Here is a 21,423-nt window from a genome sequence, read left to right as displayed (position 1 = left end):
CCGCTTCCGGGACTGGCGGGGGCTCGCGAGTGAGTGACCTCTGGGACATTCGTCATGGGCGGGGCCGTTTGTGCAGGTGGGAAACCCTGTTGTGAGTGAGTGCTCACTCACTCATACTGATCCTCATGTCACCACGCGCCCCCGCGATGGCCCCCGAGGACCGCCGGGCCTCGATCATCTCCGCCACGATCCCGCTGTTGCGGGACAAGGGCCGGGGGATCAGCACCCGCGAGATCGCCAAGGCCGCGGGGATCGCCGAGGGCACGATCTTCCGGGTGTTCGAGAGCAAGGACGAGATCATCCACGCGTGCGTCCACGAGGCGTTCGACACGGCCGCCGTGAAGGCCGAGCTGGCCGCCGTGGACCGCGACCTGCCCCTGCGCGAACGCCTCGCCGCCGCGGTCACCGTCATGCAGAAGCACCTGCAGGGCATCTTCGCCCTGATGAGCGTCCTGCAGTCGTCCGGCCAACCGCTGCACCGCCCGATGGACGCGAAGGCGCTGCGGCGCCGCCAGGAGGGGACCGCCGAGCTCGACGAGGCCTTCACCTCCCTCATCGGTGACGATGTCGCCCTGCTGCGCATCCCGGTCAAGAACTTCATCGGCTACCTGCGGATGCTGACGCTCTCCAGCGTCCACCCGATGCTCGATGGCCAGGACTCCACGGCGGCCGAGCTCGTCGACGTCGTCCTCGAGGGCGCTCTCGCCCGCCCGACCACCGCGACCACGTCGCCCACCTCCAGGGGGAAGAAGTAGTGCTGATCCGGATCATTCGTGACTACCTGAAGCCCTACCAGGGCCTGGTCGCCTTCCTCGTGGGGCTCCAGCTGGTCGGCACCATGGCCTCGCTCTACCTGCCCAGCCTCAACGGCCGGATCATCGACGAGGGCGTCGCCAAGGGCGACACCGGCTACATCGTCAGGACCGGCGGATGGATGCTCGCCGTCTCGTTGGTGCAGATCGTCGCCACCGTCGCCGCGACCTACCTGGGGGCGAGGTCCGCCGCGGGTCTCGGCCGCGACCTGCGCGCCGGGATCTTCGCGAGGGTGGGCGACTTCTCCGCCCAGGAGGTGTCGCGGTTCGGCGCCCCGACGCTCATCTCGCGCAACACCAACGATGTCACCCAGGTGCAGACGGTCGTCTTCATGGGTGCGGCGATGATGGTGTCGGCTCCCATCATGATGGTCGGCGGCATCATCATGGCGCTGCGCGAGGACGTCGGGCTGTCGTGGCTGGTCGCCGTCGCCGTGCCGGCCCTGGCGCTGTCCGTGGCGCTGGTGATCCGCAGGATGATCCCGAACTTCCGCCTCATGCAGGAGTCGGTCGACTGGGTGAACCGCGTCCTGCGCGAACAGATCACCGGGATCCGGGTGGTCCGGGCGTTCGTCCGCGAGGACCACGAGCGGGCCCGGTTCGCCGAGGCCAACACGCAGTACACGGGGACGGCGCTCGCGGTCGGTCGGCTGATGGCGCTGGTCTTCCCGATCGTGATGCTGATCTTCAACGCCTCGACCGTGGCTGTCCTGTGGTTCGGGTCGCACCGGGTCGAGAACGGCCAGATGCAGATCGGCGAGCTGACCGCCTTCATGAGCTATCTGATGCAGATCCTCATGTCGGTCATGATGGCGACGTTCATGTCGATGATGATCCCCCGCGCTGCGGTCTCGGCGGGACGCATCACGGAGGTGCTCCACACCGACTCGACCGTCGTCCAGCCCTCCAGGCCGATCGCGATCCCCCGCACGGGAACGAGTGTCGAGCTCCGCGACGTCGAGTTCTGCTACCCCGGCGCGGATGTGCCTGTCCTGCAAGGCGTCTCGTTGACCGCCGAACCAGGGCGGACGACCGCCATCATCGGCAGCACCGGCTCCGGCAAGTCGACCCTCCTGTCCCTGATCCCCAGGCTCTACGACGTCACCGGCGGGTCCGTCCGCCTCGGCGGGGTCGACGTCCGGGACGCGACGCTCGAGGACGTCTGGTCGCGGATCGGACTGGTGCCGCAGAAGCCCTATCTCTTCACCGGTACGGTCGCCTCCAACCTGCGCTACGGCGACTCCGACGCCACGGACGACGAGCTGTGGGAGGCGTTGCGCATCGCCCAGGCGGACGACTTCGTGCGGGCCATGCCCGAGGGCCTGAACGCGCAGATCGCCCAGGGCGGCACGAACGTCTCGGGTGGGCAGCGCCAGCGGCTGGCGATCGCGCGGGCGCTGGTCTCCCGGCCCGAGGTGTTCCTGTTCGACGACAGCTTCTCCGCCCTCGACCTGTCCACCGACGCCAGGCTGCGGTCGGCGCTCAAGCCGGTTACCCGGCACACGGCGGTGATCGTGGTGGCACAACGGGTCTCGACCATCATCGACGCCGACCACATCGTCGTCCTGGACGACGGCTTGGTGGTCGGCGCAGGCCGCCACGACGAACTGCTCGAGACGTGCCCGACGTATGTCGAGATCGTCGAGTCGCAGCGATCTGCAGAGGAGGTGGCGGCATGAGCTCGGAGGGTGTGAAGACCGAGGAGGAGAAGGCTGCGGAGGCGCGGCGCGGTCCGGTGGCGAACGCCGCCCAGCGGCGGGGGCCGATGTCGATCGGCCTGCCGTCGGAGAAGTCTCGCAACTTCGGCCCCTCGGCCAAGCGACTGCTGTCCCTGCTCCGCCCCGAGCGGGCAGCCCTGTATGCCGTGTTGGCGCTGGCCGTGTGCAGCGTCGCCCTGAACGCCGTGGGGCCCAAGATCCTCGGCAAGGCGACCGACCTGATCTTCGCGGGGGTGGTCGGGAAGTCGTTGCCGCCCACCGCTACTCGCAACCAGGTCGTCGAGGCGTTGCGCGCGCGCGGCGACGACACCTTTGCCGACATGGTCGCCAGGATGCCCCACCTCGTGCCCGGTTCGGGGATCGACTTCGGTGCGGTCGGTCGGGTCCTGCTGTTCGTGCTCGCGCTCTATGCCGTGGCCAGCGTGCTGTCGTGGGCGAGTGGCTGGATCCTCACCGGCGCCGTCAACCGCACGATCTTCATCCTGCGTCGCGACGTGGAGGACAAGCTCAACCGGCTGCCGTTGCAGTACTTCGACGCGCAGCCGCGCGGTGAGCTGCTCAGCCGCGTCACCAACGACATCGACAACGTGGCGCAGAGCCTGCAGCAGACGATGAGCCAGCTGCTGACGTCGCTTCTCACGGTGGTCGCGATGGTCGGGATGATGCTCTACATCTCGCCGCTGCTCGCCCTGATCGCGCTCGTCACCATTCCCGTCTCGATGTTCGTCACGGCCACGATCGGCAAGCGCTCACAGAAGCACTTCGTGCAGCAGTGGAAGAGCACCGGTGAGCTGAATGCGATCGTCGAGGAGACGTTCACGGGGCACCAGCTGGTCAAGGTCTTCGGCCGGCAGGACGAGGTGCGCGCCGCCTTCCGGACCAAGAACGACGACCTGTTCGACGCCGGCTTCGGCGCGCAGTTCATCAGCGGCATCATCATGCCGACGATGATGTTCATCGGGAACCTCAACTACGTCGTGATCGCGGTGGTCGGCGGGCTCCGCGTGGCGAGCGGGTCGATGAGCCTCGGTGACGTGCAGGCGTTCATCCAGTACTCGAGGCAGTTCACCCAGCCGCTGACCCAGGTGGCGTCGATGGCGAACCTGCTCCAGTCCGGGGTGGCTTCTGCCGAAAGGGTTTTCGACGTCCTGGACGCTCCCGAGCAGCGCCCCGACGCAGCGGAGCCGACGACTCTGGAGGACCCGCACGGACGGGTGCAGTTCGAGGACGTGTCGTTCTCCTACGACCCGGCCAACCCCCTCATCGAGCACCTCGACCTCACCGTCGAGCCCGGTCAGACGGTGGCCATCGTCGGGCCGACCGGGGCCGGCAAGACCACCTTGGTCAACCTCATCATGCGGTTCTACGAGCTGGACTCCGGCCGGATCACACTCGACGGGGTGGACATCACCGACCTGACGCGGCACAACCTGCGCAACGAGATCGGCATGGTCCTGCAGGACACCTGGCTGTTCGGCGGCACCATCCGCGAGAACATCGCCTACGGCCGGCCCGGCGCCAGCGAGGAAGAGGTGCTGGCCGCCGCCACGGCGACCTACGTCGACCGGTTCGTGCACTCCTTCCCCGACGGCTACGACACGGTGCTGGACGCCGAGGGCGGCAACATCAGCGCGGGCGAGAAGCAGCTCATCACCATCGCGCGGGCGTTCCTGTCCGACCCGGCGCTGCTCATCCTCGACGAGGCGACCAGCTCGGTCGACACGCGCACCGAGCTGCTCGTGCAGAAGGCGATGTCGGCCCTGCGGCACGACCGCACCAGCTTCGTGATCGCGCACCGGCTCTCCACCATCCGCGACGCCGACGTGATCCTCGTGATGCGCGACGGCCAGATCGTCGAACAGGGTTCACACGACGAGCTGCTCGCCCGGGGTGGCGCCTACGCGGAGCTGTATGCCGCGCAGTTCAGCGGTGCGGCCGTGGACGTCGACACGGGCGAGGCCCCCGCGCCGGACCTGGCGGGCGCCAAGGTCTGAGCCAGCCCTGGCTGGTGGCGGCGTGCGCCCGGGTGCCGATTCGCGGCATACGCCCTAGGTTGGGCTGACCTCCGTCGACGCACCGCCCAGGAGCCGCTGATGTCCTTCCTCGCCCCTCTCGCCGTCCCGGCTGCCGACACCCTCATCGACGCCAACTGGCTGGACTACTCGCTGGTCGCGATCTACTTCGCGTTCGTCCTGGGGATCGGCGTCATCGCCCGGCGCTCGGTGTCGGACTCCATCGACTTCTTCCTGTCGGGTCGCTCCCTGCCTGCGTGGGTCACCGGTCTGGCGTTCATCTCTGCCAACCTCGGCGCCGTCGAGATCATGGGGATGTCGGCCAACGGCGCCAAGTACGGTCTGCCGACGGTGCACTACTTCTGGGTCGGTGCCATCCCGGCCATGCTGTTCCTCGGCGTCGTGATGATGCCCTTCTACTACGGCTCCAAGGTGCGGTCGGTCCCCGAGTTCATGTTCCGGCGGTTCGGCACCGGGGCCCACCTGGTCAACGCCATCAGCTTCGCCGTCGCCCAGCTGCTCATCGCCGGGGTGAACCTGTTCCTGCTCGGCTCGATCGTGCACGCGCTGCTCGGCTGGCCGCTATGGGTCGCGTTGATCGTCGCGGCGCTGATCGTGCTCTCCTACATCACCCTCGGCGGTCTGTCGGCCGCGATCTACAACGAGGTCCTGCAGTTCTTCGTCATCGTGGCGTCGCTGCTGCCGCTGACGCTGATCGGGTTGCACCGCGTCGGCGGGTACGGCGGGCTCAAGGACAAGCTGACCGCCTTTGCGGAGGCTGCGCCCGCGTCGGCCAAGGTCCCGCCTGCCGCCCAGCAGCTCGAGTCCTGGCCGGGGCAGGCGTTGTCCGGCTTCGACTCGGGGTTCCTGTCCGTCATCGGGATCGTCTTCGGCCTCGGCTTCGTGCTGTCCTTCGGCTACTGGACGACGAACTTCGTCGAGGTCCAGCGCGCGATGGCCTCGAAGTCCATCTCGGCCGCTCGCAAGACGCCGATCATCGGCGCCTTCCCCAAGATGTTCGTGCCCTTCATCGTGATCCTCCCCGGCATGGTCGCGGCCGTGCTGGTGAAGGAGATCATGGACCTGAAGAACGGCGGCACCCCTGCCGGTGGGGCCAGTGGCGAGGGGGTGAAGTACAACGACGCGTTGCTGCTGCTGATGCGCGACGTCCTGCCGAACGGCCTGCTGGGACTGGCGATCGCGGGCCTGCTCGCGGCATTCATGGCCGGCATGGCAGCCAACATCTCGGCCTTCAACACCGTCTTCAGCTACGACCTGTGGCAGCGCTACATCCGCAAGGACCACAGCGACGACTACTACCTGCGGATCGGCCGGCTGGCCACCGTGGGGGCGACCGTCGTCGCGATCTTCACCGCGTCGATCGCCGGCAGCTTCTCCAACGTCATGGACTATCTGCAGACGCTCTTCGGCTTCTTCAACGCCCCGCTGTTCGCGACGTTCATCCTCGGCATGTTCTGGAAACGGATGACGGCCACCGCCGGTTGGGTCGGCCTCGTCAGCGGCACCCTGTCGGCCGTCGTGGTCGCCTTCCTCTCCGAGGACGCCTTCGGGTCGGCGAGCCTCGGCGTGATCCACCTGGCGGGTCAGGGAGCCAGCTTCGTCGCGGCCTCGGCTGCCTTCGTCGTCGACATCATCGTCAGCGTGCTCGTGACGATGGTGACGAAGTCGACCCCTGCGTCGGAGCTCAAGGGCCTGGTCTACTCGGAGACACCCCGGGAGGACCTCGTCGACCCCGAGGAGGCTTCGCTGCCCTGGTTCCAGCGGACCCTGCCCTTGGCCGGGATCGCCCTGGTCATGGTCCTCGTCCTCAACTTCGCCTTCTGAGAGGAGTAGTCATGACCGACAAGAAGTCCGACCCCACGGCCAAGGCATCGGGTGGCCACGCGGCTGGTGCCTTCGACATCCGCAACATCATCGGTGCACTGCTGGGCATCTACGGTGTGCTGCTCCTCCTGGCCGGGTTCTTCATGGACACGGCGGAGGCCAAGACCGGAGGGGTCAACGCCAACCTGTGGACCGGGCTCGCGCTCGCTGTCGCCTCAGCGGTGTTCCTCGTCTGGGCCCGCCTCAAGCCGATCATCGTGCCGGAGCACGTCGAACCGGTCGAGGACGACCCGACCCGTCCAGCTCCGCGACGCCGCCCCGGCGGCCACTGAGCCCCACCGCCCGACGGTGAGGGTATAACCGGTGCACACCACCCGGCATACCCGGCTGCATGTGTCGTGGATCAGTGGGTCTCGTGGACCGGTTGGCGACGCAGGGCCTGGCTGCCGGTGAAGGCGAGGACCGCCGCGGCGGCCACGCCCAGTGCGCCGCCGCTCACCCACATCAGTCGGGGGCTGAGCTCGAACAACGCCCCGGCAAGCGGTGGCGCGATGACCGTGCCGCCGATCGAGGCCGCGCCGTAGAGGCTCTGGTAGCGGCCGTGCATGCCGTCGGGCGCACGGTCCGACGCGTGGGCGGTGGCGGTCGGCTTGTAGAGCATCTCGCCGGCGGTCACCACGGCGACGGCGACGAGCACCACCGCGATGCCCGGTGAGGGCGCCACCACGACCCAGCCCACGCCGACCAGTAGGAACCCCAGCGCGATCAGTCGCTCCGGCGCGCGCTCGCGCAGGCGGTGCGCCAGCCACGGCTCGAACACCACGATGAGCGCGCAGTTGAGCGAGATGGTCGTGCCGTAGATCCACGGGGCCGCACCGAGCGCGTCGAGCTGCCAGGGGACGGCGGAGTAGGCGAACCGGTAGGCGGTGTCGGCGGCCACGACGGTCAGCAGGAGCAGGACGAAGCGCGGGTCCTGGCGCAGCGCGGAGAGCAGGCGGGTCGGCGTGCCCTCCGGCAGGGGGATGCGCGCGGCCGTCGGCACGACGAACAGCACGACGCCCAGCATCAGCAGGCTCGCCACGGCGTCGATGACGAAGATCGCGCCGAAGTGGTGCACGGCCAACAGCCCGCCGAGCGGTGGGCCGAGGACGGTGCCGGCGTTGTTGACCGCTCGCATCGACGCAGTGGCCTGGCGGCGGTGCTGGGTGGGCAGGGCGCTCGTGACGAGGGCGAACGACACGGGTCGGCCCACGCCTCCGAGCGCGCCCATGAGCGCCAGCACCACTGGCAGGGCAGCGGTGGGAGTCAGGGGGACGAGCAGGCAGCCGACGGCCGAGGCCAGCGATGCGAGGGCGAGAGTCCGGCGCAGCCCGAAGCGGTCGCCGACCGAGCCGCCGGCGAGGTTGCCGGCGATCATCCCCAGACCCCAGACGGCCGCGATCGACCCGGCGGCGCCCTCGCTCAGGCCGCGGTCGGACACCAGGTAGAGCGGGATGAAGACCCACGCCATCGAACCCAGTGCGTTGACGAAGCGGCCGACGAGGAGCCACTGGACCCAGCCCGGGAGCTCCTTCACGCAGGAGTCCCCACCGGGAGCACCCTCACCACATGGCCTCGAGGTCGGGGTGTCCGAGGGCGGGCGGGTCGTAGGTCGGCTGGTAGAGCGTCATCGTCCCGGCGCCGGGAACCTTGAGCTGGATGGTCGAGCCCCACTGCTGCTCGGTGACCTCGCCCTCGAACTCGGCGCCCCGCCCACGCAGCTCCGCCACGGTGGCGGCGAGGTCGTCGCAGATGAGCGAGAGGTCGAAGCGCTGGTCCGTGCCGCCGGACTGTCCGCCGTGCTCCCACGACGCCGGGTGAACCCCGAGCTCGCTCGGGCCGGAGGCGAAGATGAGCCATCCGCCGCCGGTGTCGGTTGCGGGGAACTGCAGGACGTCACGGAAGAACGCACGAGCCGCGTCGGGATCCTCGGCGTAGACGAGGGTGTGCAGTGCGGTGATCATGAGTCCACGGTAGAAGCCCGGCGGCGCTCCAGCCCGTCGAGGAGGACGTCGAGCCCGAACTCGAACTCGCTCTGGTCGTCGCACCAGCCCAGGGTCGAGCCAGGGTCGTCGTGCGCGACCTCGCCGAGCATCTCGACGAGGTGGGGGATCTGCACCGCCATGGCCGCGAGCAGCTCCTCCGACGCGCCGTCCGCGGCAGCGTCGCCGGGGTCGAACAGCTCCTGCGAGAACCCGATGACCCTGCTGCCGAGGGCGTGCAGGGAGTGGTGCGTCAGGTCGTTGCTGAACCCGCCGGCCCGCAGGATCGCCACGACGCCGTCGAAGTACCGGACGATGTCGAGGCTCATCGTCGTGCGCGTCTCCAGGACGCCGGGCGCCCAGCGGTGGCGCAGCATGACCTCGCGGGCGGCGAGGGCTCGCGCTCGCAGTGCGCCACGCCAGTCGGTCGCCGGGTCGGGGGAGTCGAGGGACGCCACGGCCGCCACGATCTCGGTGGCCACCTGCTCCACCATCGCGTCGAGCAGGGCCTCCTTGCCGGCGACGTGGTTGTAGAGCGACATGGCCTCGACGCCGAGCTCCTGCCCGATCCGGCGCATCGACACGGCCGCGATGCCCTCGGAGTCCGCCACGTCCACCGCGGCACGCATGACGCGCTCGCGGCTGAGCGGCGTGCGAGGGGCGTTCTTCGCAGCGTCGCGCGTGTCGCTCTCGACGGTGTCGGTCACGGGTCCTCCCGATCGGCGTGCTTCTCGTCACGAATGCTAGCCGTCAGCCATTGACAGACTTACGGCGTAGGGCTAACTTACACCGTATATTTACACCGTAAGTATCCATCACGAGGTGGGGAGCCACGATGAACGACCTCGACCACACCACCACCTCGGCGCGCGAGCAGGAGGCGACCGGGACGGCATACCGCGAGAGCTCCGGGCCGACGCCCACGACGATGCGAGCGGCTGTCCACGAGCGGTATGGACGGCCGGAGGACGTGGTCGCGGTGCGCACCGTGCCCGTTCCGTCGGTCGGTGCCGACGACGTGCTCGTGCGGGTCGGAGCGGCCTCGGTCAACGCGCTCGACTGGCACTACGTCACCGGGCTGCCGATGTTCGCCCGCCCCAGCCTCGGGCTGCGCCGGCCGAAGCGGCAGGTTCCCGGCGCCGACGTCGCCGGGGTGGTCGAGGCGGTGGGCGCGGCAGTCACGCGCTTCCAGCCGGGCGACCGGGTCTTCGGGGAGGTGTCCGGTGGCGGCTTTGCGGAGTTCGTGGTGGCGCCGGCGGACTGGCTGGTGCCGGTTCCCGACGGCGTCGGGATCGATCAGGCCGCCACCGTCGGCGTGGCCGCGGAGACCGCCCTGCAGGGCCTGCGCGACTGGGGCGGCCTCCGACCCGGCCAGCGGGTCCTGGTCAACGGTGCGTCCGGTGGGGTGGGCAGCTTCGCCGTCCAGCTGGCCAAGGCCCTGGGCGCCTCGCACGTGACGGCGGTGTGCAGCACCGGCAACGTCGAGGCGGCGCGTCGCGGCGGGGCCGACCGAGTCGTGGACTACACGAAGGAGGACGTGCGTTCGCTGGGGGAGACGTTCGACCTGTTCTTCGACAACGCGGGGAGCCTGACCCTGCGCGAGAGCCGGCGCCTGGTGTCACCGGGTGGCAGCTACGTGATGGTCACCTCGCCCAAGTCGAAGTGGGTGCGCCCCCTGCCGCGGATGCTCAGCGTGCCGGTCTACTTCGCCTTCGGCAGCCGGCGCGCCCCTGCCTTCAAGGTCGCCTCCCGCAACCGCGCCGACCTCGAGCTCCTCATCGACCTCGTGGCCCGCGGGCAGGTGAGTCCCGTGATGGACCGGCGGTGGGCGCTCGCGGACGCCGCCGAGGCCTTGCGCCTCCAGGGCGAGTTCCACTCGCGCGGCAAGTCCCTCGTGATCCCCTGACCGGGCCGAGCGGTCAGGCGAACTGCCAGGACCGCTTGCTCAGGCCGAACCAGAAGCCGTCGATGACGCTCTCGTTCTCGAGGCTGCCGGACTCGTATGCCGCGCCGAGACTCACGTACAAGGGCGCCCAGTGCTCGGTGCGCGGGTGGGCCTCACGGGCGGCAGGAGCCTTCTGCATGAAGTCGAGGATCGCGTCGACGTCCTGGCGCTCGAGCGCCTCGGCGGCCCAGTTGTCGAACTCGGCGGAGGCGGCCGGCGGGGTTCCGTCAGGGCCGGCAGCCGGGTTGAACCAGCGCAGGTTGTGGGTGGTGAACCCGGACCCGACGATCAGCGTGCCCTCGTCACGCAGTGGCGCGAGCTTGCGGCCCAGGTCGAACAACGCCCGGGGGTCCAGGGTCGGCATCGACATCTGCAGCACCGGGATGTCGGCCTCGGGATACATCTCCACGAGCGGGACGTAGGCGCCGTGGTCGAGGCCGCGGGTCTCGTCCCGGTGGACGGGGGTGTCGCCGGAGTGCATGAGCTTGGTGACGTCGGCCGCGAGCTGAGGTGCGCCGGGCGCGGCATACGTGACCTCGTAGTAGTGGCGCGGGAAGCCGTAGAAGTCGTAGACGAGGGGGACGTCGCCGGAGGTGGCGGACAGCGACAGCGGCGCTTCCTCCCAGTGGGCCGACACCATGAGGATGTTGGTCGGCTTGCTGAACCTCGTCGACCAGGTCGCGAGCTGGTCGGTCCACACCGGGTCGTCGGCCAATGGGGGCGCGCCGTGGCTGAGGTACAGCACGGGCTGGCGGCTGGCGGTCGCGGACTGGCTCATGGCTGCAGCATACAACGACTAAGGTTGAACATTCAACTAACTCTCCCCATCGTGAGTGAGCCCGCTCCACCGTGAGCGACGACGACCAGCCACGCCTCGCGAAATGCGGACGAGGCGTGGCGGATTTGACCCTCTCGGATACCGTCATCCGCGATGCCGTGTCCATGCAGCGACGAATCCGCTGCACACGGGTCAGGAACTGAGGTTGAACCATGAGTGAGGGGCGCAAGCTCGTCATCGTCGAGTCGCCGGCCAAGGCGAAGACGATCGGCGGCTACCTGGGCAAGGACTGGGACGTCGAGGCGTCGGTCGGCCACATCCGCGACATCCCGACCCCGTCGGAGATGCCCGCCGACATGAAGAAGGGCCCCTTCGGCCGGTTCGGCGTGGACGTCGACAACGGCTTCGAGGCCTACTACGTCGTCGACGCCGACAAGAAGAAGAAGGTTTCCGAGCTCAAGCGACTGCTCAAGGGCGCCGATGAGCTCTACCTCGCCACTGATGAGGACCGCGAGGGCGAGGCCATCGCGTGGCACCTGCTCGAGGTGCTCCAGCCCAAGGTCCCGGTCAAGCGCATGGTCTTCCACGAGATCACCAAGGAAGCCATCCAGCGCGCCGCCAACAGCACCCGCGACCTCGACGTCGCCATGGTCGACGCCCAGGAGACCCGGCGCATCCTCGACCGCCTCTACGGCTACGAGGTCAGCCCGGTCCTGTGGCGCAAGGTCAAGGCCGGCCTGTCCGCCGGCCGCGTCCAGTCGGTCGCCACCCGCATGGTGGTCGAGCGCGAGCGCGACCGGATGGCGTTCGTCCGTGCGTCCTACTGGGACGTCGAGGGGGACTTCACCCCGGACGGCACGTCCAACCAGTTCGGAGCCCGCCTCAGCGCGGTCGACGGTGCGCGCGTGGCCACGGGTCGCGACTTCGCCGACGACGGGTCCCTCAAGGCCAAGGGGGTCGTCCACCTCGATGAGGAGACCGCGAACTCCATTGCGCGACAGGTGATCTCGGCCCAGGTCAAGGTCACCAGCGTCCAGGAGAAGCCGTACACCCGGCGCCCCTCCGCACCCTTCACGACCAGCACCCTCCAGCAGGAGGCCTCGCGCAAGCTGCGCCTGTCCTCCAAGAACGCCATGCGCGTCGCCCAGCGGCTCTACGAGAACGGCTACATCACCTACATGCGCACCGACAGCACCACGCTGTCGGAGGCCGCCCTCACCGCGGCCCGCCAACAGGCGCGGGACCTGTATGGCGCCGAGTACGTCCCGGACGCCCCTCGCCGCTACGAGAAGAAGGTCAAGAACGCCCAGGAGGCGCACGAGGCCATCCGTCCCGCCGGTGACCGGTTCCGCACCCCGGCGCAGGTCGCCGGCGAGCTCCGCGGCGACGAGTTCGCCCTCTACGAGCTGATCTGGAAGCGCACCGTCGCCTCCCAGATGGCCGACGCCCGCGGGTCCACCGCGACGGTCAAGCTCGGGGGGACCCTCGAGGACGGCCACGTCGTGGAGTTCAGCGCCTCGGGCACGGTCATCACCTTCCGCGGGTTCCTCGCGGCCTACGAAGAGGGTCGTGACGAGGAGCAGATCAGCAGGGCTCAGGAGGCCGACGAGGAGCGTCGCCTGCCCAAGCTCAGCGAAGGCGTGGCGATCACCACGCTGCGCGCCGAGGCCGACGGGCACGAGACGTCCCCGCCCCCGCGCTACACCGAGGCAACGCTGGTGAAGGCCATGGAGGAGAAGGGGATCGGTCGACCCTCCACCTACGCCTCGACCGTGGGCACCATCCAGGACCGTGGCTACGTCAACACCCGCGGAAACGCCCTCATCCCGACCTGGCTGGCCTTCGCCGTGACCCGGTTGCTCGAGGAGCACTTCACCGAGCTGGTGGACTACGACTTCACCGCCTCGATGGAGGAGGACCTCGACCGCATCGCTGGTGGCGACGAGCAGCGCGCACGATGGCTGCACCGGTTCTACTTCGGTGGTGACGGCCTCGGTGTCCCGGCGGTCGGCGGCAGTGGCGGCGGCCTCGTCGGTGGTTCCGGGCAGGGCCTCAAGCACCTGGTCGAGGACCTCGGCGAGATCGACGCGCGTGCGATCTCCACCATCGAGATCGGCGAGGGCATCGTCGTGCGGGTCGGACGCTACGGGCCGTACGTCGAGGAGACCGTGCCCCAGGGCGTCGACCTGTCGACCGGTGAGATGAGCGACGATGCGGCGACCACCCCGCGCCGCGCCACCATCAACGACGACATCGCTCCCGACGAGATGACGCCGGCCAAGGCACGCGAGCTGCTCGAGCAGTCCGCCGACGACGGCAAGGTCCTGGGTCAGGACCCCACCAACGGCCGCGACATCGTCGCCAAGGCCGGTCGCTACGGTCCCTACGTCACCGAGGTGCTGGACGAGGAGACCGCAGCCCTCAAGGGCAAGGCCAAGGTCAAGCCGCGCACCGCCAGCCTGTTCAAGGACATGGACCTCGCGACCCTCGACCTCGACACCGCGCTCAAGCTGCTCAGCCTGCCCCGGGTCGTGGGGATCTCCAAGGAGGAGGACGGCACCGAGGTCGAGATCACGGCGCAGAACGGCCGCTACGGCCCCTACCTCAAGAAGGACACCGACTCCCGCTCGCTGGCCACCGAGCAGCAGCTCTTCGACATCACCCTCGAGGAGGCGCTGGCGATCTACGCCCAGCCCAAGCAGCGGGGTCGCGCGTCCACGGCTCCCCTCAAGGAGCTCGGCAGCGACCCGGTGTCGGGCAGGCTGATGGTGGTCAAGGATGGCCGCTTCGGGCCCTACGTCACCGACGGCGAGACCAACTCGACGCTGCGCAAGGGTGACGACCCCGAGTCGATCACCCCCGAGCGCGGTGCGGAGCTGCTGGCCGAGAAGCGCGCCAAGGGGCCGACCACCCGCAAGCGGGCCGCGAAGAAGACGACCAAGAAGGCTGCCACGAAGAAGACGGCTGCCAAGAAGTCGACCGCCACGAAGTCAGCGGCCAAGAAGGCCTAGGGCCCATGCCGATCGAGCAGACCACCGCCCGAAAGCTGGACCAGCGCCTGGCGCGCGAACAGTCCGACAGGCGGCTGCCGTCCGTGTGTGCTGGCCTGGTGCGCGGTGGCGAGCTGGCGTGGTCGGGCGCCGTGGGCACGCTGTCGGGTCGCGCCGACGGTGAGCCCGCCACCGCGGACACGCAGTACCGCATCGGCTCGATCACCAAGACGTTCGTCGGCGTCGAGGTGCTGCGCCTGCGTGACGAGGGACGGTTCGAGCTCAACGACGCGATCAGCGGCCACCTCGCCGAGACGGCCGACACCGCCTTCGGCGGCGTCACGATCGCCCAGCTGCTCTCGCACACGTCTGGCCTGCAGGCCGAGACCTCGGGACCGTGGTGGGAGCGGACGCCGGGTGGCAGCTGGTCCGACCTGGTGGCCAGCCGACCGGCCCTGCGGTTCCGTCCGGGTGCGCGGTTCCACTACTCCAACGTCGGGTATGCCGTGCTCGGCGAGCTCGTGGCGCGGCTCCGCGGCATGCCGTGGGGTGACGTCGTCCGCACGAATCTCCTTGACCCGCTTGGCATGTCTCGCACCTCCATGCGTCCCGTCGCACCCGCGGCGCCCGGCTGGGCGGTCCACCCGCTCGCCGACCTGCTGCACGTCGAGCCTGAGCACGACGCGGGCTCGATGGCCCCTGCCGGGCAGCTCTGGTCGACCGTGACGGACCTCAGTCGCTGGGCCACGTTCCTGGCCGGTGACACCGCCGGCCTCCTGAGCCCGCAGACCCTCGACGAGATGTGCCTGCCCATCGCCGTCAACGACAACCCGGGCCAGGCCTGGACGGGCGCGCACGGTCTGGGTTGGCAGGTCTGGAACCTCGACGGCGTCCGGTATGCCGGTCACGGCGGTTCGATGCCCGGCTTCCTGGCCGGCCTCCGCGTCAACCGCGACACCGGCGACGGCTGCGTGGTCTTCGCGAACGCCACGTCGGGGATGGCCCTCGGCAACGACCTGTTGGACCTGCTCGTCGACCACGAGCCCCTGCCGGTCAAGCCCTGGTCCGCCGACGCGGACCAGGCCTCCGGGCTGGAACTGGTCGGTGACTGGTACTGGGGCACCACGGCATACGACCTGCGCCTGTCGGCCGACGGGCACCTCGTCCTGGGGGAGCCGGGCGCCAACCGCGGCTCCCGGTTCCGGCCCACGGAGACCGGGTGGGTGGGCCTCGACGGCTACCACGAGGGTGAGCCGCTCGTGGTCGTCCGCGGCGCGGACGGCCGGCCCAGCCACCTCGACCTGGGGTCGTTCCGCTTCAGCCGGACGCCCTACGACCCGGCGGCCGACATCCCCGGCGACATCCACCCCGACCGCTGGCACTGACGTACCCAACCAGAGGAAAACGGGTGAAATCGTGACACGCGCCTGATGTGTGCGGAGGACATGTTCTGTCAGGGTTGTGTGGCGAACCCGGCCATATCAGGCGTCACGGCGCGCGCCTAGGGTTCTGCAGAACGCGACGGCTCCGCACCGTCGCACCGAGCCGCACGAGGAGGTGCCGGTGCCCCGCGACGCCACCACGGACACGGATGGAGCCCTGCTCCAGACCCGCGCCCTGACCAAGGAGTTCCGCGGTTTCCGCGCTGTCTCCGACGTGAGCCTCAGCGTCACCGAAGGCACTGTCCACGCCCTCGTCGGGCCCAACGGTGCGGGCAAGACCACGCTGTTCAACCTGCTCACCGGCTTCCTCGCGCCGACCTCGGGGCAGATCCTCTTCCGCGGCGACGACATCACCGGCCGCCAGCCCGAGCAGATCGCCCACCTCGGCATCGCGCGCTCGTTCCAGATCACCAGCCTGTTCGACCAGATGAGCGCCGTCGACCACGTCGAGCTCGCCCTCGCGTCGCCCACCGGGCTCGGCTACCGGTTCTGGCGGTCGTCCTCGCAGATGCGCCAGTTCCGCGACCGCGCCATGGACCTGCTCGGGCAGGTCGGCCTGGCCGACCGCTCCGGTGCCGCCGCGGGGTCACTGGCATACGGGCAGAAGCGGGCCCTCGAGCTCGCCCTGGCCCTGGCCCTGGATCCCCAGCTGCTGCTGCTCGACGAGCCGACAGCCGGGATGGGCCTCGAGGACGTCGATCGCACCATCGCCCTCGTCAAGCAGGTCGCCGAGGGACGGACCGTCGTCCTCGTCGACCACAACATGCACGTGGTGGGGTCGTTGGCCGACACGGTGACGGTGCTGCAGGCCGGGCAGGTGCTGGCCGAGGGCAGCTACGACCAGGTGCGCCACGACGAGCGCGTCATCACCGCCTACCTCGGACAGGCAGGGTGACCCCGATGGCTGGTGAGGTCCTCGAGATCGACGGGCTGTCGGCGTGGTACGGCGAGGCTCGCGTGCTCTCCGACGTCGACCTGCGCGTGGCCCCGGGAGAGGTCGTGACCCTCGTGGGCCGCAACGGCGCAGGGAAGACCACGTTGCTGCGCTCCGTGATGGGTCTGCACCGGCAGGTCGAGGGCACCGTCTCGTGGGCCGGCCAGGCGCTCGGCAGGTCCAGCGCCGACAAGCGGGCCAAGGCCGGCATCGGCTGGGTGCCCGACGACCGGGGCATCTATGCCACGTTGTCGGTGCAGGAGAACCTGCTGCTGCCGCCGATCACCAGCAAGGCAGACGCCTGGAGCCTCGAGCAGGTCTACGAGCAGTTCCCCGTGCTCCAGGAGCGGCGGGACTTCCCCGGCACCAAGCTGTCCGGTGGCGAGCAACAGATGCTGGCCATCGCCCGAGTGCTGCGCACCGGCTCCCGCCTGCTCCTGCTGGACGAGCCGTCCGAGGGCCTGGCGCCCGTGATCGTCCAGCAGATCGGCGACATCATCCGCCAGATCAAGGACCAGGGCGTCTCCGTGCTCCTCGTCGAGCAGAACGTCACGTTCGCCTCGACGGTCGCCGACCGCCACTACCTGCTGGCCCAGGGACGGGTCGTGGAGTCGCTCGACAACGACTCGTTCCAGTCCCGCACCTCCGAGCTGCTCGAGTACCTCGGCATGTGAGCTCCGCTCCCACCAACCGCACCGCCCCACCCGCTCCCACCACCCGCTCCCACCAGCAAGAGACAGACACCCGTACAAGGACCCCAGGAGGGGAACATGCAGCGCACCAAGACCAGACAGTCCATGGCCTTCATGGCCATCGCTGTCACCGGCAGCCTCGTTCTCGCCGCCTGTGGCGGGGCCGGCGGCCCCAGCTCCGCCGGCGGAAAGATCAGTGACGACAAGGTCGTCATCGGTCTGCTCAACGACCAGTCCGGCGTCTACAAGGACCTGTCCGGCCCCAACTCCAAGATCGCGATCCAGATGGCGGTCGACGACTACAAGGCCAAGTACGGCGACAAGGCGGTGGCCAAGAACATCGAGATCGTCGCGGCTGACCACCAGAACAAGCCCGACATCGCCAACACCAAGGCCCAGGAGATGTACGACCGCGACAAGGCCGACATCATCCTCGACGTGCCGACCTCGTCGGCGGCGCTCGCCGTCGCCACCCAGGCCAAGGCGAAGAAGAAGCTGTTCATCGACATCGGCGCCGGCAGCACTGCCCTGACTGGCAAGTCCTGCAACAAGTACACGTTCCACTGGGCCTACGACACGGCCATGCTGGCCCGCGGCACCGGCAGCGCGGTCGTCGAAGGTGGCGGCAAGAACTGGTCGATCGTCTACCCCGACTACGCCTTCGGCCAGGACATGACCAAGTCGTTCACTGCTTCCGTCAAGGGGGCGGGTGGGACCGTGCAGCAGTCGATCGCGACGCCGTTCCCGAACGAGAACTTCGCCACCTTCATCACCAAGGCGGCATCGTCCAAGCCCGATGTCGTCGGGATCATGGCCGCCGGTGGAGACCTGGTGAACTTCGTCAAGCAGTACAACCAAGCCGGCATGCAGGAGAAGGCGCAGCTGGCCGTCGGCCTGATGTTCATCACCGACATCCACTCCCTCGGTGTCGACGCGTTCAAGAACACGACGTTCACGGACGCCTGGTACTGGAACTTCGACGCCAAGAACAAGGCCTGGGCCGACAAGTTCAAGACCAAGACCAACACCCGTCCCTCGTTCGCGCACGCGGGCAACTACTCCGCGGCCCTCAACTACCTCGAGGCGATCCAGGCGGCGGGGACCGACAGCTCCGACGCCGTCGTGAAGCAGCTCGAGGGCAAGAAGATCGACGACCTGTTCCTGCGCAACGGCGAGGTCCGGGCCGCGGACCACAACGTGATCCACGACTCCTACCTCGTGAAGGTCAAGAGCAAGGACCAGGTCAAGGAGGACTGGGACTACGAGGAGGTCGTCAAGACCATCCCCGCGGCCGACGCCTACGGGCCCGCCTCCACCGAGTGCACGATGTGACCCTCGGTCACCACGACTGAGTCACCACAGCGGGAGGTATGCCGCCCGCTCGTCTCGAGCGGGCGGCATACCTCCTCCCCACCCCGACAACCACGGGAAGACGCGCATGAGTGCCTTCATCCAGTACACGCTCCAGGGCCTGGCCCTCGGCGGCTTCTACGCGCTGGCCGCGCTCGGACTGGCCGTGATCTTCGGTGTCCTCGGGGTGGTCAACTTCAGCCACGGCGCCTGCTACATGCTCGGCGCGGTGGGGGCCGCCGTCCTGCTCGACTCGACCGGTCTGGGCTTCTGGTGGGCACTGCCGATCATGACGATCGCGATGTTCCTGTTCGGCGTGCTCATGGAACGCCTGCTGGTCCAGTGGCTGCTGCGGCTCGACCCGCTCTACAACTTCCTGCTGACCTTCGGCCTGACCCTGCTGCTGGTCGACGTGGTCAAGAAGAAGTACGGCGTGTCGGGGCTGCCCTACCCGCTCCCTGCCGGCCTCGGGGGACGGATCACCATGGGTGCGGTCTCGCTGTCGACCTACCAGGTGTTCGCGGCGGTCTTCTCGATCGTCGTCTGCCTCGGCGTCTGGCTGGTCCTGACCAAGACCCGCGTGGGCATGATCGTGCGCGCCTCAACAGAGGATGCCGAGCGGTCGCGAGCCCTCGGCATCAACGTGAGTCGTTGGGTGACACCGGTATTCGGGTTCGGCATCGCCCTGGCGGGCCTCGCCGGTGTGCTGCGCGCCCCCACGGGCTCGGTGAATGCCGACATGGGCAGCTTCTTCATCATCATCCTGTTCGCAGTCGTCGTGATCGGCGGGCTCGGCTCGATCCTGGGCGCCGTCGTGGCCGGCTTCCTGGTGGGTCTCGTCGAGGCCTACGGCCAGGGGTATGCCGGCCGGTTCAGCCAGGTCTTCATCTTCATGCTCATGGCGGTGGTGGTGCTGGTCCGGCCCTCGGGCCTGTTCGGCCGCGAGGAGGCTGCGTCATGAGTGCCCAGCTCGAGAACAAGGTCGACGTCGAGCTGCCCGCCGGGCCGGTGGTGGCCGCTCAACGCCCCCTCGTGCGCTGGGTGATGCTGGGCGTCGGGCTGCTGGTGACGCTCGCCCTGCCGTGGTTCATCTACCCGCCCGTGGCGATGGACATCGCGGCCTGGGCGCTGTTCGCGATCTCGGTCGACCTGTTGCTGGGCTACACCGGCCTGCTGTCGTTCGGCCACGCCGCGTTCTGGGGCACGTCGGCATACACGACGGGCCTGATCGCCAGCCATGTCGGGTTGCCCTTCCCCGTTGCGATCCTGGGCGGCGCCGTCGTGGCGATGGTGCTGGCCGTGCCGATCGGCTATCTGTCGGTCAAGCGGACCGGCATCTACTTCGCGATGGTGACCCTGGCGTTCGCGCAGATGATCTACTTCATCGCCAACCAGTGGCGCTCGGTGACCGGTGGCGAGAACGGCCTGCAGGGGATCCCCAAGAACCTCGGCCCGCTGACCGACACCATCAACGCCGACTCGTTCTACTTCTACTACGCGGCGCTGCCGATCATCCTGCTCGGCGTCTTCATCGCCTGGCGCACGGTCAACAGCCCGTTCGGCCGGGTGCTCGTCGCGATCCGGGACAACCCGGCGCGGGCCAGGGCGCTGGGCTACGACGTGGAGCGCTACAAGATCATGGCGTTCGTGCTGTCGGCCGGGCTCGCGGGTCTGGCGGGCGGGGTGTTCTCGATCAGCCACGGGTTCGCCTCGCTCCAGGAGCTGATCTGGACCACGTCCGGCAAGGTCGTGCTCATCACCGTGCTCGGCGGGATCGGCACGCTGTGGGGCGCAGTGGTCGGCGCCGCCCTGGTCGTCACCCTCGAGGACCAGCTGGCGTCGTCGGGCTTCAACGGCATCGGGATCGTCACCGGCGCGATCTTCGTCATCATCGTGCTGGCGTTCCGCCACGGCATCTGGGGCACCGCTCGCAACGGCCTGAGCTCCTGGCTCCGCAAGCGCCGCCACGCCAGGGACTCCTGACCCCGCCCCCGCGCAGGGGGACTTGACCCTCACGCGGCGTGAGGCGTCACAGTGGTGCGCATGACCGATCGCACGACCAAGGCGCAGCCACTCACGGTGGGGCAGGTGGCCGAGCAGCTCGACGTGACGGTGCGCACGTTGCACCACTACGACGAGATCGGGCTCCTGCGGCCGAGCGAGCGATCGTCGGCGGGCTACCGGCTCTACACGGCTGACGACCTCACGCGCCTGCAGCACGTGGTGGTCTACCGCCGCCTGGGGTTCGCCCTCGAGGAGATCGCGCTCCTCCTGGACCACCCCGAGAGCGTCGAGCAGCACCTGCGTCGCCAACGCGCGGCGGTCCAGCAACGGCTCGACGAGATGAGCGACCTCGTCACGGCCATCGACCGAGCACTGGAGAGAGAGATGAACGACGAACACGCCACGGCAGAGGACCTGAAGGAGCTCTTCGGCGAAGGCTTCGAGGACGCCCAGGCCGAAGCGGAGCAACGTTGGGGCGACAGCGACGCGTGGCAGCAGTCGCAGCGGCGCACGAAGAGCTACACCAAGGCCGACTGGGAGGCGGTCAAGGCCGAGAGCGACGCCCTGCACAAGGGGTTCACCGACGCGATGGACGCGGGGGAGCCGCCAACGAGCGTGGCGGCGATGGACGCCGCCGAGGCCCACCGGCTCAACATCAACGAGCGCTTCTACGACTGCCCGCCGCAGTTCCACCGCAACCTGGCCGATATGTACACCAGCGACCCACGGTTCACGGCGACGTACGACGAGATCCGGCCGGGGATGGCGCACTACGTCCGTGACGCGATCTACGCCAACGCCGACCGGCAGGAGCAGCCCACCGCCTGAGCCGGTTGTTGGGGCGGGATTTCAGGTGCAGCAACGCCGACCCTGCTGGCTA

At 69.0% G+C, this 21,423-nt stretch carries 18 protein-coding genes; 14 read left to right on the top strand and 4 right to left on the bottom strand.

Features of this window, described 5'->3' with window-relative positions:
- Window positions 1-125 precede the first annotated feature (125 nt).
- The 5 genes from AC1DWP_RS07770 (at window position 126) to AC1DWP_RS07750 (ending at window position 6,719) form a co-directional block, all read left to right on the top strand.
- Window positions 126-755 (top strand): TetR/AcrR family transcriptional regulator, encoded by a 630-nt coding sequence (locus AC1DWP_RS07770; protein ID WP_477613881.1) that lies wholly within the window; start codon window positions 126-128, stop codon window positions 753-755.
- Window positions 755-2,491, top strand: coding sequence for an ABC transporter ATP-binding protein (locus AC1DWP_RS07765; protein WP_477613880.1), 1,737 nt, complete (start codon window positions 755-757; stop codon window positions 2,489-2,491). The genes AC1DWP_RS07770 and AC1DWP_RS07765 overlap by 1 nt, the downstream gene beginning before the upstream one ends.
- Window positions 2,488-4,524, top strand: coding sequence for an ABC transporter ATP-binding protein (locus AC1DWP_RS07760; protein ID WP_477613879.1), 2,037 nt, complete (start codon window positions 2,488-2,490; stop codon window positions 4,522-4,524). Before AC1DWP_RS07765 ends, AC1DWP_RS07760 begins: the two co-directional genes overlap by 4 nt.
- 99 nt (window positions 4,525-4,623) lie before the next feature.
- Complete coding sequence (locus AC1DWP_RS07755) at window positions 4,624-6,387, top strand: sodium:solute symporter family protein (RefSeq protein ID WP_477613878.1); 1,764 nt, start codon at window positions 4,624-4,626, stop codon at window positions 6,385-6,387.
- Window positions 6,388-6,398: 11 nt separating this feature from the next.
- Window positions 6,399-6,719: a hypothetical protein gene (locus AC1DWP_RS07750; protein ID WP_477613877.1), complete on the top strand. Its 321-nt coding sequence runs from the start codon at window positions 6,399-6,401 to the stop codon at window positions 6,717-6,719.
- A gap of 71 nt (window positions 6,720-6,790) precedes the next feature.
- On the opposite strand, the gene AC1DWP_RS07745 is transcribed toward AC1DWP_RS07750, so the two are convergent.
- From AC1DWP_RS07745 to AC1DWP_RS07735, 3 genes are read right to left on the bottom strand one after another with little or no spacing between them, the layout of a single operon-like run.
- Entirely contained in the window at window positions 6,791-7,963 is a 1,173-nt protein-coding gene (locus AC1DWP_RS07745) for an MFS transporter (protein ID WP_477613876.1), read from the bottom strand.
- Window positions 7,964-7,988: 25 nt separating this feature from the next.
- The gene (locus tag AC1DWP_RS07740; RefSeq protein ID WP_477613875.1) at window positions 7,989-8,390 is read right to left on the bottom strand and encodes a VOC family protein; all 402 of its coding nucleotides are present in this window, start codon (window positions 8,388-8,390) and stop codon (window positions 7,989-7,991) included.
- The gene (locus tag AC1DWP_RS07735; protein WP_477613874.1) at window positions 8,387-9,115 is read right to left on the bottom strand and encodes a TetR/AcrR family transcriptional regulator; all 729 of its coding nucleotides are present in this window, start codon (window positions 9,113-9,115) and stop codon (window positions 8,387-8,389) included. The genes AC1DWP_RS07740 and AC1DWP_RS07735 overlap by 4 nt, the downstream gene beginning before the upstream one ends.
- Before the next feature lie 128 nt (window positions 9,116-9,243).
- On the opposite strand from AC1DWP_RS07735, the gene AC1DWP_RS07730 reads away from it, so the two are divergent.
- On the top strand, window positions 9,244-10,314 hold the full coding sequence (locus AC1DWP_RS07730) for an NAD(P)-dependent alcohol dehydrogenase (protein ID WP_477613873.1): 1,071 nt from the start codon (window positions 9,244-9,246) through the stop codon (window positions 10,312-10,314).
- Window positions 10,315-10,327: 13 nt separating this feature from the next.
- Here the strand turns inward: AC1DWP_RS07730 and AC1DWP_RS07725 are convergent, their stop codons facing one another.
- Window positions 10,328-11,131, bottom strand: a complete 804-nt coding sequence (locus AC1DWP_RS07725) for a dioxygenase family protein (RefSeq protein WP_477613872.1) — start codon at window positions 11,129-11,131, stop codon at window positions 10,328-10,330.
- Window positions 11,132-11,343: 212 nt separating this feature from the next.
- Here AC1DWP_RS07725 and topA point away from each other — a divergent pair, with 212 nt between their 5' ends.
- From topA to AC1DWP_RS07685, 8 genes are all read left to right on the top strand, one after another.
- Complete coding sequence (gene topA / locus AC1DWP_RS07720; RefSeq protein ID WP_477613871.1) at window positions 11,344-14,142, top strand: type I DNA topoisomerase; 2,799 nt, start codon at window positions 11,344-11,346, stop codon at window positions 14,140-14,142.
- A 5-nt stretch (window positions 14,143-14,147) separates the two neighbouring features.
- Window positions 14,148-15,506, top strand: coding sequence for a serine hydrolase domain-containing protein (locus tag AC1DWP_RS07715; protein ID WP_477613870.1), 1,359 nt, complete (start codon window positions 14,148-14,150; stop codon window positions 15,504-15,506).
- Between the two features lie 178 nt (window positions 15,507-15,684).
- Window positions 15,685-16,458: an ABC transporter ATP-binding protein gene (locus AC1DWP_RS07710; RefSeq protein ID WP_477613869.1), complete on the top strand. Its 774-nt coding sequence runs from the start codon at window positions 15,685-15,687 to the stop codon at window positions 16,456-16,458.
- Window positions 16,459-16,463: 5 nt separating this feature from the next.
- A complete protein-coding gene (locus tag AC1DWP_RS07705; protein ID WP_477613868.1) occupies window positions 16,464-17,171 on the top strand; it encodes an ABC transporter ATP-binding protein in 708 nt (235 codons plus the stop codon).
- Between the two features lie 96 nt (window positions 17,172-17,267).
- On the top strand, window positions 17,268-18,521 hold the full coding sequence (locus AC1DWP_RS07700; protein WP_477613867.1) for an ABC transporter substrate-binding protein: 1,254 nt from the start codon (window positions 17,268-17,270) through the stop codon (window positions 18,519-18,521).
- 106 nt (window positions 18,522-18,627) lie between these two features.
- Complete coding sequence (locus AC1DWP_RS07695) at window positions 18,628-19,500, top strand: branched-chain amino acid ABC transporter permease (RefSeq protein WP_477613866.1); 873 nt, start codon at window positions 18,628-18,630, stop codon at window positions 19,498-19,500.
- A complete protein-coding gene (locus AC1DWP_RS07690) occupies window positions 19,497-20,522 on the top strand; it encodes a branched-chain amino acid ABC transporter permease (RefSeq protein WP_477613865.1) in 1,026 nt (341 codons plus the stop codon). The genes AC1DWP_RS07695 and AC1DWP_RS07690 overlap by 4 nt, the downstream gene beginning before the upstream one ends.
- Window positions 20,523-20,582: 60 nt before the next feature.
- Window positions 20,583-21,371, top strand: coding sequence for a MerR family transcriptional regulator (locus AC1DWP_RS07685; protein WP_477613864.1), 789 nt, complete (start codon window positions 20,583-20,585; stop codon window positions 21,369-21,371).
- Window positions 21,372-21,423 lie beyond the last annotated feature (52 nt).

This window comes from Pedococcus sp. P2_F6 (genome assembly GCF_056403675.1).
This window is presented reverse-complemented; position numbering and strand designations above follow the sequence as displayed.

Excerpts from the sequence above, each read along its gene's own strand:
- AC1DWP_RS07770 (WP_477613881.1), top strand. The coding sequence starts at position 126 with ATGTCACCACGCGCCCCCGCGATGGCCCCCGAGGACCGCCGGGCCTCG.
- AC1DWP_RS07760 (WP_477613879.1), top strand. The coding sequence starts at position 2,488 with ATGAGCTCGGAGGGTGTGAAGACCGAGGAGGAGAAGGCTGCGGAGGCG.
- AC1DWP_RS07755 (WP_477613878.1), top strand. The coding sequence starts at position 4,624 with ATGTCCTTCCTCGCCCCTCTCGCCGTCCCGGCTGCCGACACCCTCATC.
- AC1DWP_RS07750 (WP_477613877.1), top strand. The coding sequence starts at position 6,399 with ATGACCGACAAGAAGTCCGACCCCACGGCCAAGGCATCGGGTGGCCAC.
- AC1DWP_RS07740 (WP_477613875.1), bottom strand. The coding sequence starts at position 8,390 with ATGATCACCGCACTGCACACCCTCGTCTACGCCGAGGATCCCGACGCG.
- AC1DWP_RS07730 (WP_477613873.1), top strand. The coding sequence starts at position 9,244 with ATGAACGACCTCGACCACACCACCACCTCGGCGCGCGAGCAGGAGGCG.
- AC1DWP_RS07725 (WP_477613872.1), bottom strand. The coding sequence starts at position 11,131 with ATGAGCCAGTCCGCGACCGCCAGCCGCCAGCCCGTGCTGTACCTCAGC.
- topA (WP_477613871.1), top strand. The coding sequence starts at position 11,344 with ATGAGTGAGGGGCGCAAGCTCGTCATCGTCGAGTCGCCGGCCAAGGCG.
- AC1DWP_RS07715 (WP_477613870.1), top strand. The coding sequence starts at position 14,148 with ATGCCGATCGAGCAGACCACCGCCCGAAAGCTGGACCAGCGCCTGGCG.
- AC1DWP_RS07705 (WP_477613868.1), top strand. The coding sequence starts at position 16,464 with ATGGCTGGTGAGGTCCTCGAGATCGACGGGCTGTCGGCGTGGTACGGC.
- AC1DWP_RS07700 (WP_477613867.1), top strand. The coding sequence starts at position 17,268 with ATGCAGCGCACCAAGACCAGACAGTCCATGGCCTTCATGGCCATCGCT.
- AC1DWP_RS07695 (WP_477613866.1), top strand. The coding sequence starts at position 18,628 with ATGAGTGCCTTCATCCAGTACACGCTCCAGGGCCTGGCCCTCGGCGGC.
- AC1DWP_RS07690 (WP_477613865.1), top strand. The coding sequence starts at position 19,497 with ATGAGTGCCCAGCTCGAGAACAAGGTCGACGTCGAGCTGCCCGCCGGG.
- AC1DWP_RS07685 (WP_477613864.1), top strand. The coding sequence starts at position 20,583 with ATGACCGATCGCACGACCAAGGCGCAGCCACTCACGGTGGGGCAGGTG.